The following is a 17,440-nucleotide window of genomic DNA, read 5'->3' as shown; positions in this document are numbered from 1 at the left end:
CATTTCAGTCATATCCCAGGTCGTTTAGCTCAGCTGGGAGAGCACCTCCCTTACAAGGAGGGGGTCACTGGTTCGAGCCCAGTAACGACCACCATATTGAAAAGCCCGCAGCGATGCGGGCTTTTTCGTTTCCGTCTGCCATCAGGTTCGCAGTCGATCCAGCTCGCTTGCCAGGGTGGTGGCCGCCTGTTCCAGTGCCTCGCTCAGACGCTGGCTGGCATTGGCCTCTTGTCCCAGGGTGGTGGCGGCGTCACCGATGCGCATCAGGTTCTGGTTGATGGTGTCGCTCACGGCACTCTGCTGCTCGGCGGCGGTCGCCACCTGGCTGATGTGATCATGGATCTGCTGGATCTGGCTGACCACCTGATTGAGTGCCTCGAAGGCCTGCTCCGTGCCTTCAACCGTGCTCACCGAGCGGGCGATCCCCGTGCTCATCAACTGCTGGCTGCTGGTGACCTCGGTTTGCAGGCTGCCGATGAGCTGCCCTATCTCGTCGGTGGATGAGCGGGTCTTGTTGGCCAGCGCCCTCACCTCGTCCGCCACGACGGCAAAACCCCTGCCCATGTCGCCGGCCCGCGCCGCCTCGATGGCTGCGTTGAGGGCCAGCAGGTTGGTCTGTTCGGCAATGGCCCGGATCACATCGAGAATGTGGCTGATATTGGTGCTGCGCTGGGCGACCTGGGCGACCGCCTTGTCGGCCTGATGCATGTCCTCGACCAGGGTATGGATCTCGCTACGGGCCCTGCTCAATGTCTGCTGGGCCGTGCTGACATGGTGGGTCGCCGCTTCCGACTCCTGCGCCGCCTGTTCCGCATAGCCCGCCACGCTGACTGCCGTGGTGCTCATCTCGTGCATGGCACTGACCACGCTCTCCAGCTCCAGGCTCTGATCATCCAGGCTGCTGCGCATGGCATCGGCCGTCTGTTTCATGCCCCTGGCCTGCTGATGCACCTGTTGCCCTATCTGCTTGCTGCCCTGCACCATGGCCCTCAGCTTGCCGAGGAAGGCATTGAGATGCCTGCCCAGCTCGATGAGCTCCTGGTGGGTGTCGATACGCATCTGCTGGGTCAGGTCGCCTTCATTGCTGGCGAGGTGGGAGACGTGGCGGCTGATGAGGGAGAGGGGCGCCGTGATGGTCTGGATGAACCAGACAAGCAAGCCCAGGGCCACCAGGGTGATGACAACGATGGCAACCAGCTGCTGCTGCTGGGTAGCCTGCAACAGGCTGCCGAGCTGCTGGCTGATGGTGTTGGCCTGGCTGAGGGCGAGGGCCTTGGGCACCTTGATCATCAGCCACCACTGGTTGTCGGCAGCCTCGATCCGTATGGGCTGCTGCAGGATGAAATCGCTGTCGGTATCGGCGGGGTGTCCATTCGGGGCAACCAGTCCGGCCTCTGTCAGGGGGCGCCCCAGTTTGTCCGAATGGCGGTTGCTGCCGACGATGAAGCCCGCCTTGCTGACCAGGGTGACCTCGGCCTGGTTGTCATAGAGGCTCTTGCCAAGGTGCTCGGCCAGTTGCTGGAAGATGGGCAGGTTCATGTCGACCCCGGTGATCCCGGCAAACTTGCCATCCTTGAGGACGGGCACCGTCAGGCTGGTCATCAGCATCTTCTGGCCAGGGCTTATCTCGTAGAGGTAGGGTTCCATCAGGCAGGGGCGACGAGTCTCGCGACCGCAGAGATACCACTCGCTGTTGCGAATGCCGAATTCATTGCGCGAGGTGTCGAACTTGGCATCACTGGTGGCGGCATCTATGGTCTGCTGCGCGATGTTTCCGTTCTGTTCCCGGGTGAAGTAGACCTCGAGACTGCCCTTGCCGGCAACCGAATGGCTGGCGCCCGTCTGCCAGTCGGCGTCCTGTTCGTCGTAACCGTTGGGTTCGAACTGGGCGTAGATGGAGCTGATCCCGTTTGCCTGGCGCAGGCGGCTGCCAAGCAGAAGCTCCACTTGCGGGCGACTCAGCCGCTGGTCCGGCTGGGCCATGCTTCCTTCAAGCTGCGCCGCCATGCCGAGCGGTATCTGATAGGCCTGCTGCAACTGGTCTTCGATCTGCACGGCATACCGCTCTGCCTGGAATTGCAGGGAACGGGAAACCTCCTGCTCCAGGGCGCCACGGGTCTGCGCCATGATGTCATCGCGCAGGCCGTTCAGCGAGGAGGACTGTATCCATGTCATGGCGACGCCACTGGCGAGAAAAAGTCCCAGCGTGAGCAACAACAACTTGGTCTTGAGCGAACGTTGTTTCATTCGACAACTCCTTTTGGCAAGAATGACAACGATATGGTCGGAGCGGGTCCTGACAGTTGTACTGTACTGGATTTGTTGATGGGTTTGTGCACGGCTTCTGGTTATAATTTTGGCCTTCCCGAGCGTTGATGGAACAGTCGCAATGAGCAATGCACTGAGCAGTATTCCGCCGGTAGTCGAGATGGACTACCCCTTCCCGGCCAAACCACAGCCCCTGACTCCCGAGCAGAAGGCGACCCTGATCGCCGAGATCAAGGTGCTGCTCGAGGCGCGCCAGGCTGTGCTGGTTGCCCATTACTACACGGATCCCGAGATCCAGGCCCTGGCAGAAGCCACCGGTGGCTTCGTGGGTGACTCCCTGGAGATGGCCCGCTTCGGTCGCGACCATGCAGCCCAGACCCTGATCGTGGCCGGTGTGCGCTTCATGGGAGAGACCTCCAAGATCCTGAGCCCCCACAAGCGGGTGCTGATGCCGACGCTGGAGGCCGAGTGCTCTCTTGATCTGGGTTGTCCCATCGACCAGTTCTCCGCCTTCTGCGATGCCCACCCCGATCACATCGTGGTGGTCTATGCCAATACCTCGGCAGCGGTGAAAGCACGGGCCGACTGGGTGGTCACCTCCAGTATTGCACTGGAGATCGTCGAACATCTGGACAGTCAGGGTCACAAGATCATCTGGGGCCCGGACCGCCACCTCGGCGCCTATATCGAGAAGAAGACAGGGGCCGAGATGCTGCGCTGGCAGGGTCACTGCATCGTGCACGACGAGTTCAAGGCCAAGGCGCTGCGCGAGCTCAAGGCCCAGAACCCGGATGCCGCCGTGCTGGTGCACCCGGAGTCCCCGGCCTCCGTCATCGAGCTGGCGGATGCGGTGGGTTCCACCAGCCAGCTCATCAAGGCCGCCAAAGAGCTGCCCCAGCAGAAACTGATCGTGGCGACCGATCGCGGCATCTTCTACAAGATGCAGCAGGCCTGCCCGGAGAAAGAGATGGTGGAAGCGCCCACCGGCGGTGATGGTGCCACCTGCCGTAGCTGCGCCCACTGCCCCTGGATGGCGATGAACGGCCTGGTAGCCATCAAGGAGGCCCTGACCGACGGTGCCGAGCGTCACGAGATCCATGTGGATGAGGCACTGCGTCTCAAAGCGCTTGTCCCGCTCGATCGCATGCTGGATTTCGCCGCGGAGCTCAAGCTCAAGACCCAGGGCAACGCCTGACTGACGCTGATGGCAAGATGCAAAGAGGGCTCCCGCGGGAGCCCTCTTTATTTGTCCGTCATCTGTATCGTCAGATGATGACGGTGGAGAAGCTGTGCTCCTCGTCGGGCGGGACGGTGATCCCGTCCTCGGCGGTGATGGCCGCCTCGACACAGAGCATGGTGCGATAACCGTTGTCACTCATGTCGGCCATGGCGCTGGCCCCTTCCTGCCAGGGGGTCCAGACCACCACGCTGTCGTGGTTGCCGTTGACCACCCGGGTGGTGCGCTCACCATCCTGCACGCTGACCATGGCATCGGGCTGGCGGTAGATGCGATCCATGGCTGCGGTGACGGTCAGCGCTCCCTGTTGCAGTTCGTTTCGGCCGGTCAGCTTGTCCAGATAGGGTTCGCCGAGGCCGGTCACGGTCACCGCTTCCGGCGCACTGATCTGCAGGTAGGTGTGCAGGGCGGCATTGTAGGTGAGCGCTGACTTGCCGGTGTTGCGGGTGGTCAGCACCAGGGAAAGCTCCTTGCCGACCAGTACGTCCAGCTCCAGCTCGAAGGCATGGGGCCAGAGTGTCCTGCTGGCATCGTTGTCACGCAGGGAGAGGTGGACGAGTGTGCCATCCCCGTGATCGGAGACCCCATCCAGCGTCCACAGGCAGTTGCGTGCGAAGCCATGAGCCGGCTTGCCGCTGCCAACGCGAGCGGGAGAGGGGCCGAACCAGGGCCAGCAGAGGGGAATGCCGCCGCGAATGGGCTTGCTGCCATCCAGTATCGCCTTGTCGCTGAGCCAGAGGGAGGCCGGCTCACCATGGCGTTGGTAACGCAGCACGTGGGCGCCAAACAGGCTTATCTCGGCCCTGGCGTGCTCATTGTCTATGGTCAGCAGGGGCAGGCCATCCTGGCTCAGGGTGCAGTGGGCAGTCAGCGTACGTGTCGGTGTCATAAAGGCTCCAGTGCTCGGGGACATTCAGAAAGGGTCCGTGATTCAGAATACAAAAAGGCGGCCATTGGCCGCCTTTTTTCAAGCTACGCGATTGCGCATCCCAAATTACTTGGAGATGTGAGCGATCAGGTCCAGAACCTTGCTGGAGTAGCCCATTTCGTTGTCGTACCAGGAGACGACTTTCACGAAGGTCTTGTTCAGCTGGATACCAGCCTTGGCATCGAACACGGAAGTCTGACGCTCACCCAGGAAGTCGGTGGAAACCACTTCGTCTTCGGTGTAGCCCAGCACGCCCTTCATGGCGCCTTCGGAGGCAGCCTTCATGGCCTGGCAGATTTCAGCGTAGGACGCTTCTTTCTTCAGGTTGACGGTCAGGTCAACAACGGAAACGTCCGGAGTCGGAACGCGGAAGGCCATGCCGGTCAGCTTGCCGTTCAGTTCCGGGATGACCACGCCAACAGCCTTGGCAGCACCGGTAGAGGACGGGATGATGTTCTGAGCCGCACCGCGGCCACCGCGCCAGTCTTTGGCAGACGGACCATCAACGGTCTTCTGGGTAGCAGTGGTAGCGTGAACGGTGGTCATCAGGCCGGATTCGATACCGAAGGTATCGTTCAGAACCTTGGCGATGGGGGCCAGGCAGTTGGTGGTGCAGGAAGCGTTGGAAACGATGTCCTGGCCAGCGTAGGAATCCTGGTTGACGCCCATGACGAACATCGGGGTAGCGTCTTTGGACGGACCTGTCAGTACGACTTTCTTGGCACCGGCAGCGATGTGCTTGCGAGCGGTTTCGTCGGTCAGGAACAGACCGGTTGCTTCGGCAACAACGTCAACACCGATTTCGCCCCATTTCAGGTTGGCCGGGTCACGTTCAGCGGTAACACGTACGGTTTTGCCGTTGACGATCAGGTTGCCGTCTTTGACTTCAACAGTGCCCTTGAAGCGACCGTGAGTGGAGTCGTACTTCAGCATGTAAGCCATGTAGTCAACGTCGATCAGGTCGTTGATACCAACCACTTCGATGTCAGCACGCTCAGCGGCCAGACGGAAAACGAAACGACCGATACGGCCAAAACCGTTAATACCTACTTTGATAGTCATAATTGGTTACCTAACTGTTCAGTAGTCAAAGAAAATTCCGTTTGTAAATTTACTAGAACTCCCTCGCGAGTCAACCAACAATCTGCGCGAAATTGCGCTATATCATGAAAAACTGTGAAATTTATTTTCGGTTTATGTAACTGGCTACCAACTTTTGTTGAATGCATCATCAGCAAAGTCGGTGGCAGAGAACAACAATAGTGCCTGCCCGGTCACACATCCAGCCGGGGAGATATGTAAAAATGTGCGCGGTTTAGCATGGCCAAAGAGCCACTGTTCAAGTACCAACCATAAAAATTAATCACAAAATAGCGTAGACAGAATCCACAGCGGGAATTCTCAAACTATGACCACCCTGATTGAACAGCTGGCTGCCGCCAAAGGCATTGCCAGTGAGTATGTTGATGCCTGGGGCCAGCCGGCCCTGGTATCGGAAGAGAGCAAGGCCGCCATGCTGGGCGCCATGGGCTACCGCGTCGATGACGAGGTCGCCCTGTCCGAACAGCTTGAGCAGGAGCACCGCCAGCACTGGCTGCGCGCGCTGGATCCCGTGATGGTGGTACGCAGCGGCGACGCCGTTACTCTTGAGGTTCGCCTCCCCATCGAATTCGTCAACGATGCCCTCACCTGGCAGCTCCAGCAGGAGCAGGGTGCAGTGCTGTCCGGTCAACTTACTCCCATCGAGGGTGAGCTGGTCGGGGTGGCCGAGTTCGAGGAGATGGAGTGTCAGGCCTATCGCGTCACCCTGGATGTGCAGCCTGCGCTGGGTTATCACCAGCTCATCCTGCTGGAAGAGGGCAATGACGAGCCGCTGGCCACCATGCGTCTCATCGTCGCCCCCAATTCCTGCTACAAGCAGGCACCCATCGCCAATGGTCGCAAGGTGTGGGGCCCGAGCGTCCAGCTCTACTGCCTGCGCAGCCGCCACAACTGGGGCATCGGCGATTTCAGCGATCTCGGCCAGCTGGTTGAGAATGCAGCCGCCTGGGGAGCCCACTTCGTCGGTCTCAACCCCATCCACGCCCTCTATCCGGCGAACCCGGAGAGTGCCAGCCCCTACAGCCCCTCTTCCCGTCGCTGGCTCAACGTCGCCTATATCGATGTGGAAGCGGTGCCCGAATTCCTGGGCAACGATCGCCTGAAAGCGGAAGTGGCGAGCCCGGCCTTCCAGCAGCACCTCACCTCCCTGCGGGTCAAGGACAATGTGGATTACACCGGCGTCATCCAGACCAAGATCGGGATGCTGCGCCAGGTGTTCGACCAGGCCAGCTTCAGCGCCGAGCGTCAGGCTGCGTTCGATGCCTTTGTGGCTGCAGGCGGTGACAGCCTGCAACAGCAGGCAGCGTTTGACGCCCTGCAGGCCCACTTCTATGCCAAGGGCGAGAATGCCTGGGGCTGGCCGGTCTGGCCCGAGGCGCTGCGCGATTACCACAACCCCGAAGTGGCGGCCTGGATGGCCGAGCACCAGCAGGATGTGGCCTTCTATCTCTATCTGCAGTTCCTGGCTGATGAGCAGCTGGCCCGGGCCGATGCCCGCGCCAAGGCCGCCGGCATGGTGATGGGGATCTACCGGGATCTGGCGGTCGGCGTCTCCGAAGGTTCCACCGAGATCTGGGCAAACCGGGATCTCTACTGCCCGAAAGCCTCGGTCGGTGCGCCGCCCGACATTCTCGGCCCCCTCGGCCAGAACTGGGGCCTGCCCCCCATGAACCCGAACCAGCTGTTCGAGGCCGCCTACCAGCCCATGGTGGATCTGTTCCGTGCCAACATGCGCTCCTGCGGCGCCCTGCGCATCGACCACGTGATGGCCTTGCTGCGCCTGTGGTGGGTGCCGCCCGGAGAGTCGGCCGCCAAGGGGGCCTACATCTATTATCCGGTGAACGATCTGCTGGGGATCCTGGCCCTCGAGTCTCATCGCAACCAGTGCCTGCTGATCGGCGAGGATCTGGGGACCGTGCCGGAGGGGATCGACGTGACCCTGAAAGAGAACGGCGTCCACTCCTACAAGGTGTTCTTCTTCGAGCGCTCCAAGGACGATGGTGGCTTCATCTCCCCGGCGCACTACGCCGAGCAGGCGATGTCCGCCCTGACCACCCACGACATGCCGACCCTCAAAGGCTTCTGGCACTGCGACGATCTGGCGCTGGGACGCGAACTGGGCCTGTACCCGGATGAAGACGTACTCAAGACCCTGTATGCTGATCGCCACCAGGCCAAGCAGCGGATCCTTGACAGCCTGCATGCTCATGGGGTCATCTCTGGCAATATCAGTCAAGACGTGAACTGGGTCGGCATGAATACCGAGCTCAACCACGGTCTGCAACTGCACATGTCCCGCGGCAGCTGTGCCCTGTTCAGCACCCAGCTCGAAGACTGGCTGGAGATGGACAAGCCGGTCAACGTGCCGGGTACCAGCTACGAGTACCCCAACTGGCGTCGCAAGCTCTCCCGGGATCTGGAGGATATCTTCGCCGACGAGGCGCTCAAGAATCTGGCGGGCAAGATGAGCCAGGCCCGTGACGAGGCCAGCCGTTGAGCCTTGAACGCCAACATGTGACTCACTTTCATCCGCTTCGGCTTCGGCCGAAGCGGATGTTCAGCCATCAAAGGAAATGTCGATGCCCGTTGAACGTTTGGTTGCCGCCCGCTGTGCCGATCCCTTCTCCCATCTAGGCCTGCTGGCCAATCCGGATGGGCCAGGCCTGAAACTCACCGCCTGGTTGCCCGATGCACTCGAGGTCCGGGTCAGGGATCTCAAGTCAGGCAAGATAGTTGCCACCCTGACCGCCGCTGACGAAGCGGGCCTCTTTGAAACTGTTTTCACCCGCCGCAAGAATCCCTTCCCCTACCAGCTCATCGCGACCTACGCCGACGCCAGTGCCGACATCATCGACCCCTATCAGTTCCAGGCCGCCGCCTGGGAGGGGCTGGCGGAACTCACCTGGCAACCGGAAAACCTCTACCACACCCTCGGCGCCCAGTTGCGCACCGTGACGCACCTCGGCCAGCAGGTGGAAGGGGTACGCTTTGCCGTCTACGCGCCGAGCGCCACCGCCGTGAGCCTCATCGGCGATTTCAACTTCTGGGATGGCCGCCGTCACCCCATGCAGCGCAGCCAGTGCGGCCACTGGGTGCTGTTCGTGCCGGGGCTCAAGGCCGGGGATCGCTACAAGTTCGAACTGAAAGACCCGGCGGGCAATCGCCTGCCCCACAAGAGCGACCCGGTGGGCTTCTACTGCGAGCAGTACCCCTCGTTCGCCTCCGTGGTCTATGACCACGGCCAGTACCAGTGGCAGGACGCCGACTGGCGCGAGAGTCAGCTCAATGACAAGCGCGAGCAGCCCCTTTCCATCTACGAGCTGCACGTGGGTTCCTGGAAGCGTCACTCCAACGGCGACAGCCTGAGCTGGCGCGAGCTGGCGGTGGAACTGGTGGATTACATCAAGGAGATGGAGTACACCCACATCGAGCTGCTGCCAGTCTCCGAGCATCCCTTCAGCGGCTCCTGGGGCTACCAGCCGGTGGGCATGTTCTCCCCCACCAGCCGCTACGGCACGGCCGACGATTTCAAATACTTCGTGGATCAGTGCCACCAGGCGGGGATCGGCGTGATTCTGGATTGGGTGCCCGCCCACTTCCCGTCCGATGCCCACGGCCTGGCCCGCTTCGACGGCACGCCGCTCTACGAGTACGAAGATCCGCGCCGTGGCTGGCACCCGGACTGGAACTCCTACATCTATGACTTCGGTCGCGACACCGTGCGCCAGTTCCTGGTGGCCAGCGCCCTGTTCTGGCTCGACAAGTTCCACATCGACGGCCTGCGGGTGGATGCGGTCGCCTCCATGCTCTATCTGGATTACTCCCGCAACGCCGGTGAGTGGGTGCCCAACGTCGATGGCGGCAACCACAACTACGAGGCGATCAGCCTCTTGAAGTGGACCAACGAGGAGGTGTACGGCAAGTACCCCCACGCCATGACCATCGCCGAGGAGTCCACCGCCTTTGCCGGGGTTTCCCGTCCCACCTTCCTTGGCGGCCTGGGGTTTGGCTTCAAGTGGAATATGGGCTGGATGCACGACACCCTCAGCTACATGCAAAAAGAGCCCATTCACCGTCGCTACCACCACAACGACATGACCTTCTCCATGGTGTACCACTATGACGAGAACTTCATTCTGTCCCTCTCCCACGACGAGGTGGTCCACGGCAAGCACTCACTGCTCTACAAGATGCCGGGGGACGAGTGGCAGCAGGCCGCCAACCTGCGTGCCTACATGGGCTTCATGTATGCCCACCCCGGCAAGAAGCTCAACTTCATGGGCACCGAGATCGCCCAGAGCAACGAGTGGAATCATGATGCCCAGCTGCCCTGGCACCTGTTGCAGTACCCCAGGCACGGCGGCCAGCAGCGGCTGATCCGGGATCTCAACCACCTCTATCGTCATGAACCTGCCTTGTATCAGGCGGATTATGAACAGGCCGGTTTCCGCTGGCTGGATCACCAGGACGCGGACAACAGCATCTTCGCCTGGCTGCGGGCCGACAAGCTGGGGACCCATCCGCTGGTGGTGGCCTGCAACTTCACCCCGGTGCCGCGCATCGGTTACCGTCTCGGGGTGCCGGCTGCCGGTCGCTATCGGGTGGTGCTCAACACCGACAGCGAGCATTACTGGGGCAGCAACTATGATGTGGGTCTGGTCTTCGTCGCCGAGGCGACCCCCTGGCAGGGGATGGCACACAGCCTGGTGCTGGACTTGCCGCCGCTCGCGACCTTGTTCATCAAACAGGAGTCCTGATGTTTGAAATGGAAAACGGGGTAGATCACCCGCTTGGCGCCCGTCTGGACGAGACGGGCTGCCACTTCTGTGTCTGGGCTCCCCAATCGGACAAGGTGGAGCTCTGCCTGTTCGACGAAGAGGAGCAGGAGCTGGCGCGTCTCCCCTTGCCCGGTCGGCGCGGCCAGTACTGGTTCGGCCACGTGCGCGGCGTCAAGGCCGGTCAGCGCTATGGCTACCGGGTGCATGGCTCTCCCCAGGAGGGGTTGCTGTTCGACCCGGACAAGCTGCTGATAGACCCCTATGCCCGGGCACTGAGCCGTGCTACCCACTGGGACGACGCCCTCTACGAGGGGGACAGCGCGGCCATGGTGGGCAAGTCGGTGGTGGTGGACGATGCCTTCGACTGGCAGGGGGTCGGCAAGCCCGGCATCCCGCCGGAGCGGGTCGTGCTCTACGAGACCCACGTCAAGGGGTTCACCCGCCAGCACCCTGGCATCCCCAAGGCGCTGCAGGGCACCTATCTGGGCATCAGCCACCCGCTGATGATCGAGCATCTGCAGGGGCTGGGGGTGACCTCGGTCCAGCTGATGCCGGTGGCGGCCTTCATGTCCGAGCCCAGGCTCGAGCAGCTGGGGCTGACCAACTACTGGGGCTACAACCCCATCGCCTTCTTCGCGCCCGAACCGCGCTACGGGGCGCAGGATGCGGTGACCGAGTTCAAGACCATGGTGCGCGAGCTGCACCGGGCGGGGCTCGAGGTGATCCTGGATGTGGTCTACAACCACACCGCGGAGTCGGGCTTCGACGGCCCCATGCTCTCCCTCAAGGGGTTTGACAACGCGGGTTACTACGCCTTCGAGTCGGGGGCCCACGGTCCGGATTACCATCGCCACGCCAACGTCACCGGCTGCGGCAACAGCGTCAATCTGGATCACCCCAATACCCTGCGACTGGTGCTCGATGCCCTGCGCTACTGGGTCACCGAGATGCAGGTGGACGGTTTCCGCTTCGATCTGGCGGTCACCCTGGCGCGGGAAGCGGGGGAGTTCGATCCCATGAGCGCCTTCTTCAAGGCCATGATGGCGGATCCCGTGCTGGCGCGGGTCAGGCTCATCGCCGAACCCTGGGACATCGGCCCCTTCGGCTATCGTCTCGGCCAGTTTCCGAGCCAATGGCTGGAGATCAACGATCGTTACCGCGACACGGTGCGCGCCTTCTGGCGCGGGGATGCGGGCAAGATGGGGGATTTTGCCACCCGTCTGGTGGGCTCGCGGGATCTCTTCCCGAAGAACTGGCGCTCCCCCCACACCAGCGTCAACTACCTCTGCTATCACGACGGCTTCACCCTCGAGGATCTGGTCTCCTACAACCAGCGCCACAACCAGGCCAACGGCGAGGACAACCGGGACGGTCACGGCAACAACCTCTCCAGCAACCACGGGGTGGAGGGGCCGACCCTGGACCCGCGCATCAACAACCTGCGCCAGCAGCAGAAGCGCAACCTCATCGCAACCCTGCTGCTGTCACAGGGGACGCCCCACTTCCTGGCCGGGGACGAGATGGGCCGCAGCCAGCTCGGCAACAACAACGCCTACTGTCAGGACAACCAGATAAGCTGGGTGAACTGGCAACTGCGCCCGGAGGACGAACGGCTGCTCGCCTTCACCCGCCAGATGATGGCGCTGCGGGCGGAGTCCGGGGTCTTCTCCAACCTGCAACTGAGCGACGACGGCTGGAACGGCAAGGCGACCAGCTGCCACCAGGTGAACTGGTATCACCCGGACGGCCATCAGCTCACCGATCAGGACTGGCACGCCCCCATGGGGCAGGCGTTTGCCATGGACATCGGCATGATCGGCTGCTCCGGGGAGCGCTGGTACGTGCTGTTCAACGCCAGCGACTATGACATCCAGTTCCGCCTGCCGCCACCGGGGGAGGGCATGGAGTGGATCCAGACCATCGACACCGCCACCAACGACGGCCTGCCCTTCCTGCCGGACGACATCAAGCGGCAGGTGGCGGTGGGGCGTGCCCACTCCCTCAAGCTGCTGGAGCGGGTCGCCCTGCCGGCGGCGGTGCTGGCGAGTGAAGGGGTGGTGGCAGCGGATGTTGTCGCCGTGTTGCCAACGGGATCACAGTTCCCGCTGGCGGGGTAGAGCCAGGCGCCCTGACTGGGTATGCTGGGCACCGTTATCAGTGGTGAGGAGCCGGAATGAGCAGTAACAACCCTGAACAGTGGCGCGACAAGCTGAGTGCAGAGCAGTTCCACGTCTGCTGGGAGAAAGGGACCGAGCGTCCCTACAGCGGTGCCCTGCTGCACAACCGCAAGAGCGGCGATTACCACTGCGTCTGCTGCAAGCAGGTGCTGTTCCACTCAGGAGCCAAGTTCGACGCGGGCTGCGGCTGGCCCTCTTTCGACCGGGCCATCGAGGGGACGGTGACCTACACCGAGGACAACAGCCACGGCATGAAGCGGGTGGAGATCACCTGCAGCCAGTGCGGCTCCCACCTCGGCCACGTCTTCCCCGACGGGCCGACCGAGACCGGCCAGCGCTACTGCGTCAACAGCCTGAGCCTGGATTTCGAGCCCGACGCCTGATCCCCGACACGACCAGCGGCGCCTCCCTTCGGAGGNGGCGCCGCTTTTTTATCTCCCCCTGCCAGGTGCCGGGCTATGCCAGCGGCAGGTAGATGTCGGTGACCAGCTCATGGGTGGGCACCTCGTGTACAAAGTTGTGGTAGTGGAAGAAGAGCGGAAAATCCCGCAGCTCTTCGCCGCTGGCGGGCAGCCAGTCGCGGTAGAGCGCCCGGGCACAGTCGGCCAGGAGGTCGTGGGAGCCGTGGTGGCGTACCACGGCGCAGCGCCCGGCCGGGATGAGGGCATTCTTCACGCCCCACTCATTGTCCTCGGCGACGGGGGCCTCGACGCTGCCACAGAGGGTAAAGCGAAACGCCGCACCCTCCGTCGTGGCGGGGTCGTCCGGCGCCAGGCCATAGGTCCGGCTGGTGGCGACCGGGGAGCCGCCCGTGGCCTTGCGCCACTGGATGAAGCGCGCCGCGGTGTCGTTGATGCGCTCGGGCAGGCCCTGATGGGTCAGGGCGGCGACGGCGGTCTGCGGGAACTGGATGATGTCGACTCGCATGGGGTCAATCCTCTTTGTGGGGGGCCGTGGCAGGCAGCGATGCCAGCTGGCCCAGTCCGGGTGCTGCCTGAACTGGCTGGGCGTCAGGCCGAACGTCTGCTTGAAGGCGCGACTGAAAGATTCGCCATGCTGGAAGCCGGCATCGAGGGCGATATCAGTCACCTTGTCCAGAGGCGCGAATGCCAACCGGTAAGAGGCCCGCTTCAGCCGCAGCAGCTGGATGTAACGCCCCAGCGGCACGCCGCAGTAAGCGGCAAATTGCCGATGAAAGTGAAAGGGCGAAAAGTGCGCCACGGCGCTGAGCCGCTCCAGCGACAGGTCGTCGTCGAGATGGCGCTCGATGTGCTCTGTCACCGTTTGAAAGCGTCGGCGGTAGGCCTCTGTCTGGTTGTGATCCATGGTCTCTCCTCTGTGTCGCCCACTATCGGCCAACGGGCCCGAGCTGTCCTGACGGATCTTGCTCTCTTTGCCTCCCCTCGGGGATAAGAGCCATGACCGCCAGCCCGGCGGGCGCTGCCTGACTTGTCGCGGGTTCGTCAGGCCAGCAGCAGGGCTGCCCCCGTCAGCAGGGCTGCGAGGGGCAGAACGGGGAGCCGTGGCACCCGCAGCAGGTAGAAGCCGACGGCGGCCAGCGCCAGATCGGTGGGGGAGAGCACGGCGCTCTGCCACACCGGCTGATAGAGGGCCGCCAGCAGCAGCCCCACCACGGCGGCGTTGATGCCGGCCACGGCCCCCGCCAGACGGGGGCGGGCCAGCCAGTGCTGCCAGCAGGGGCCCAGGGCCCAGAGCAGCAAGAAACCCGGCAGGAAGAGCGCCAGGGTCGCCAGCAGCGCCCCGATGAGGGGAGTGGCGGGCAGCAGCACGGCGCCCAGGTAGGTGGCCAGGGTGAACATGGGGCCGGGTACCAGCTGGGCCAGGCCGTAGCCGGTCAGGAACTGCTGCTCGCTCAGGTGGTGACCCAGGCTCTCCTGCAACAGGGGCAGCACCACGTGACCACCGCCAAACACCAGGCTGCCTGCCCGGTAAAAGTCGGCCAGCAACTGGCTGACGGGGCCGCTCGCCACCAGGGGCAGGCCGACGAACAGCAGGGCGAACAGCAGCAGGGTCGGCCAGTGAGGCTGGCGATCCGGAGTGGACGTGGGGCCCTGACTCCCCGGGTGCGGCTCGCGCAAGGCACAGAGCAGGGCCGCGCCGAGCAGCATGGCGACCTGGGTCAGAAGACCGGGGGCGCACCAGAGGGCGGCGGCGGTGGCCACCATGACCCCCTGTTGCAGCGCCGTCTTGCAGAACTGGCGGCTCATGGTGAGCACGGCATCCGCCACCACGACGAGCGCCAGCAGCTTGAGGCCGTGCAGGGCGGCGTCCAGCCAGAGGCTGCCCGCAAGCTGACCCAGACCGACGGCGGCCGCCAGCAACAGCAGGAAGGAGGGGAGGGTAAAGCCGACGAAGGCGGCCAGGGCGCCGCCGATGCCGGCGCGGTGGCGGCCGATGGCAAAGCCGAGCTGGCTGGAGGCCGGACCCGGCAGCAGTTGGCAAAGGGCCAGCAACTGGGCGAACTCCGCCTGGTTCAGCCAGCCCAGCCGCTGGACAAAGGTGCGCTGAAAATAGCCGATATGGGCGGCCGGCCCGCCAACACTGATGCATCCCAGCCACAAGAACTGCATGAATACCTGTCCCATCTTCCCCTCCTCGTCATCATCCTGGCCCGGATAATATGACAAAAAAGTGACAGTTTGGTGACGGTACGCCCTCCCGCGCAGCCTGCCGGTGAGGGTCAGGGGGCAGGTTGTGCCTGGGGCAGGTAGCATTGTCCCGCCAGCCAGCAGGCGATGGACTGGCGACTGGCATCGAAGTGAGGCTCGGGCAGATTGTGCGGGTCGCACCAGATCCAGCCCTCGCATTTTTCCGGCTCCAGCAGTTGCGGCTCCCCGTCCACCTCTGCCAGCAGGGTGACCGAGATGTAGTGCAGGCCGCTCTCGCGCCAGGTCTCCAGGTTGTTGGTGACGGCGATGACGCGAGGCTGGTGGATGACGAAGCCGGTCTCCTCCGCCACCTCCCGGATGGCTGCCGACTCGAAGGTCTCCCCCAATTCCAGATGACCGCCTGCGATGGACCAGTAGGGGGCATGGCTGCCCTTGCGCTTGCCAAGCAGTACCTGGCCCTGGCCATTGGTGAGAATGACGCCGACACCGACGCGGGGATAGGGGGTAGACATAGGGGAGGCTCCTTGCTGAGACGGCGGGGTGCGCCAGGGAAAACGGGCCCACCTTAGGGGGGATGGGCCCGTTGCGCAAGCCGCCTGTTCAAGGGCGATCGGATGCCGATTTTCCATCGCTTAAATGGATGGGTCTGGCGACATTCTATCTGTTAAATAGATGGGAAATGCCCCCGGATCAGGGCAGTCTGACCAGCATCTTGCCGGTATTGTGGCCCTGGAACAGTCCGATAAAGGCTTGCGGCATGCTGGCCAGCCCCTCGCTGACGGTCTCCTCGGCCTGGAGGGTGCCCGCCTCGAAGGCCGGCATGGCCTCGGCCAGGAACGCCCCGTAGTGCTGCCAGTGATCGGAGACCAGCAACCCCTGCATCAGGATGCGCTTGCGGATCACCTGGGAGAGGTTGCGCGGGCCGCTGGCCTGGCCGTTGCTGTTGTACTGCTCGATGAGGCCGCACAGCACGATGCGCCCGTGCACCACCAGGTGGTTGAGGGCGGCATCCAGCATGGCGCCCCCCACGTTCTCGAAGTAGACGTGGATGCCTTCGGGGGCGAGGCGGGCCAGCTCGGCGTCGAGATCCGGGGTCTCCCGGTAGTTGATCACCGCATCGGCTCCCAGGGTCTTGAGGTAGGCGACCTTGTCGGCCGAGCCGGTGGAGCCGATGACCCTGGCCCCCGCCTGCTTGGCGAGCTGGACCGCCATGGTGCCGACCGCCCCGGAGGCTGCCGAGACCAGCAGGGTTTCACCGGCCTTCAGGTGCGCCACCTTGTGCAGGCCCGCCCAGGCGGTCATGCCCGGCATGCCGAGGGCGCCGAGGAAGCGCTGGGGCGGCAGGGTGGTGTCGGGCAGGCGGGTGAGCTGGGCGGCGTTTGCCACGAAGGCATCCCGCCAGCCCAGCATGCTGCTCACCTTGTCCCCCACCTTGAAATCGGGATGGCGCGATGCCTGTACCGTGCCGATGGCGCCGCCGTCGAGGGGACCGTTGAGGGGGAAGGGGGGAACGTAGCTTTTTGCCTCGCTCATGCGGCCGCGCATGTAGGGGTCCACCGACAGCCACTGGTTGGCGACCTGTACCTCTCCCTCCTGCAGGGCGGGCAGGGGCACGTCCCGGAGGGCGAAGTCCTCCAGGGTGGGGAGACCGGTGGGGCGACGCAGCAGTTGGATTTGATGGCTGATGGCATTCATGGGCATTCTCCGGCAGTGGGGCCGCGCGTCGGGCGGCGGCCTGGTATTTTTGTTTGTGTGCAAACTAAAATCAGGGTAGTCCTGAACGCGGGGGCTGGCAACTGTTTTGTGTGCAAACTATTCAGCCCCGAAGTTGATGGGGTATACTGCCCCCCTTGTCGTCAGCGAGGTCCTCCATGAGCGAATTGAAAAAGCAGGTCTGTTTTGCCCTCTACAGCGCTTCCAATGCGGTGATGCGTGCCTATCGGCCGCTGCTGGACAAGCTGGATCTCACCTATACCCAGTACCTGGTGATGCTTTCGCTCTGGGCCCGGGACGAGGTCAGCCTCAAGGAGATAGGGCAGGAGACCGGACTGGATGCGGGCACCCTGACCCCCATCGTCAAGCGGCTGGAGAGCAAGGGGTGGCTGACCCGCACCGTCTCCCACGAGGATGAGCGGCAAAAGTGCATCAGCCTGACCGAGGCGGGACGCCAGTTGCAGCAGGAGGTCAGGGAGTGCTGTCTGGCGGACAGCTTGCGCAATCAGGTGGATCTGGCCGATGCTGAGTTGGCCCAGCTCAAGCAGCTTTGCGATCGCGTGGCGGCGCAGCTGGGGCGCTGATCCCTTTTCCCGTCAGGAGTGACC

Annotated in this window: 13 protein-coding genes and 1 tRNA gene; 7 read left to right on the top strand and 7 right to left on the bottom strand. The window is 63.3% G+C overall.

Features of this window, described 5'->3' with window-relative positions; genetic code table 11:
* Positions 1 to 18: 18 nt before the first annotated feature.
* Positions 19 to 94: transfer RNA gene (locus AB5Y59_RS08195), tRNA-Val, on the top strand.
* Positions 95 to 141: 47 nt separating this feature from the next.
* Here the strand turns inward: AB5Y59_RS08195 and AB5Y59_RS08190 are convergent.
* The gene (locus tag AB5Y59_RS08190) at positions 142 to 2,247 is read right to left on the bottom strand and encodes a methyl-accepting chemotaxis protein (RefSeq protein WP_368211806.1); all 2,106 of its coding nucleotides are present in this window, start codon (positions 2,245 to 2,247) and stop codon (positions 142 to 144) included.
* 142 nt (positions 2,248 to 2,389) lie between these two features.
* Between AB5Y59_RS08190 and nadA the strand changes: the two genes are divergently transcribed.
* Positions 2,390 to 3,463, top strand: coding sequence for a quinolinate synthase NadA (nadA, locus tag AB5Y59_RS08185; RefSeq protein WP_052816503.1), 1,074 nt, complete (start codon positions 2,390 to 2,392; stop codon positions 3,461 to 3,463).
* Positions 3,464 to 3,533: 70 nt separating this feature from the next.
* On the opposite strand, the gene AB5Y59_RS08180 is transcribed toward nadA, so the two are convergent.
* Positions 3,534 to 4,394, bottom strand: a complete 861-nt coding sequence (locus AB5Y59_RS08180) for a D-hexose-6-phosphate mutarotase (protein ID WP_103858244.1) — start codon at positions 4,392 to 4,394, stop codon at positions 3,534 to 3,536.
* Positions 4,395 to 4,499: 105 nt separating this feature from the next.
* Positions 4,500 to 5,495: a type I glyceraldehyde-3-phosphate dehydrogenase gene (gap, locus tag AB5Y59_RS08175; RefSeq protein WP_010672882.1), complete on the bottom strand. Its 996-nt coding sequence runs from the start codon at positions 5,493 to 5,495 to the stop codon at positions 4,500 to 4,502.
* 346 nt (positions 5,496 to 5,841) lie between these two features.
* On the opposite strand from gap, the gene malQ reads away from it, so the two are divergent.
* The 4 genes from malQ to msrB all read left to right on the top strand — a co-directional run bounded on the left by malQ (position 5,842) and on the right by msrB (position 12,872).
* Complete coding sequence (malQ, locus tag AB5Y59_RS08170) at positions 5,842 to 8,031, top strand: 4-alpha-glucanotransferase (RefSeq protein ID WP_368211805.1); 2,190 nt, start codon at positions 5,842 to 5,844, stop codon at positions 8,029 to 8,031.
* 82 nt (positions 8,032 to 8,113) lie between these two features.
* Complete coding sequence (gene glgB, locus AB5Y59_RS08165; RefSeq protein WP_368211803.1) at positions 8,114 to 10,291, top strand: 1,4-alpha-glucan branching protein GlgB; 2,178 nt, start codon at positions 8,114 to 8,116, stop codon at positions 10,289 to 10,291.
* Complete coding sequence (glgX, locus tag AB5Y59_RS08160; RefSeq protein ID WP_368211801.1) at positions 10,291 to 12,429, top strand: glycogen debranching protein GlgX; 2,139 nt, start codon at positions 10,291 to 10,293, stop codon at positions 12,427 to 12,429. Before glgB ends, glgX begins: the two co-directional genes overlap by 1 nt.
* A gap of 56 nt (positions 12,430 to 12,485) precedes the next feature.
* Positions 12,486 to 12,872, top strand: a complete 387-nt coding sequence (gene msrB / locus AB5Y59_RS08155) for a peptide-methionine (R)-S-oxide reductase MsrB (protein ID WP_010672886.1) — start codon at positions 12,486 to 12,488, stop codon at positions 12,870 to 12,872.
* Between the two features lie 73 nt (positions 12,873 to 12,945).
* Here the strand turns inward: msrB and AB5Y59_RS08150 are convergent, their stop codons facing one another.
* The 4 genes from AB5Y59_RS08150 to AB5Y59_RS08135 form a co-directional block, all read right to left on the bottom strand.
* Positions 12,946 to 13,815, bottom strand: coding sequence for a GyrI-like domain-containing protein (locus tag AB5Y59_RS08150; protein ID WP_010672887.1), 870 nt, complete (start codon positions 13,813 to 13,815; stop codon positions 12,946 to 12,948).
* A 137-nt stretch (positions 13,816 to 13,952) separates the two neighbouring features.
* Positions 13,953 to 15,095, bottom strand: coding sequence for a chromate efflux transporter (chrA, locus tag AB5Y59_RS08145; protein ID WP_368211799.1), 1,143 nt, complete (start codon positions 15,093 to 15,095; stop codon positions 13,953 to 13,955).
* 95 nt (positions 15,096 to 15,190) lie between these two features.
* The gene (locus tag AB5Y59_RS08140; RefSeq protein ID WP_368211798.1) at positions 15,191 to 15,631 is read right to left on the bottom strand and encodes an NUDIX hydrolase; all 441 of its coding nucleotides are present in this window, start codon (positions 15,629 to 15,631) and stop codon (positions 15,191 to 15,193) included.
* Between the two features lie 178 nt (positions 15,632 to 15,809).
* Positions 15,810 to 16,814, bottom strand: a complete 1,005-nt coding sequence (locus AB5Y59_RS08135; protein WP_139739635.1) for an NADP-dependent oxidoreductase — start codon at positions 16,812 to 16,814, stop codon at positions 15,810 to 15,812.
* 176 nt (positions 16,815 to 16,990) lie between these two features.
* Here AB5Y59_RS08135 and AB5Y59_RS08130 point away from each other — a divergent pair, with 176 nt between their 5' ends.
* Positions 16,991 to 17,416, top strand: a complete 426-nt coding sequence (locus AB5Y59_RS08130; protein WP_029313694.1) for a MarR family winged helix-turn-helix transcriptional regulator — start codon at positions 16,991 to 16,993, stop codon at positions 17,414 to 17,416.
* Positions 17,417 to 17,440 lie beyond the last annotated feature (24 nt).

Source organism: Aeromonas sp. s10 (assembly GCF_040907975.1).
GTDB classification, from domain to species: Bacteria; Pseudomonadota; Gammaproteobacteria; order Enterobacterales; family Aeromonadaceae; genus Aeromonas; species Aeromonas caviae.
This window is presented reverse-complemented; position numbering and strand designations above follow the sequence as displayed.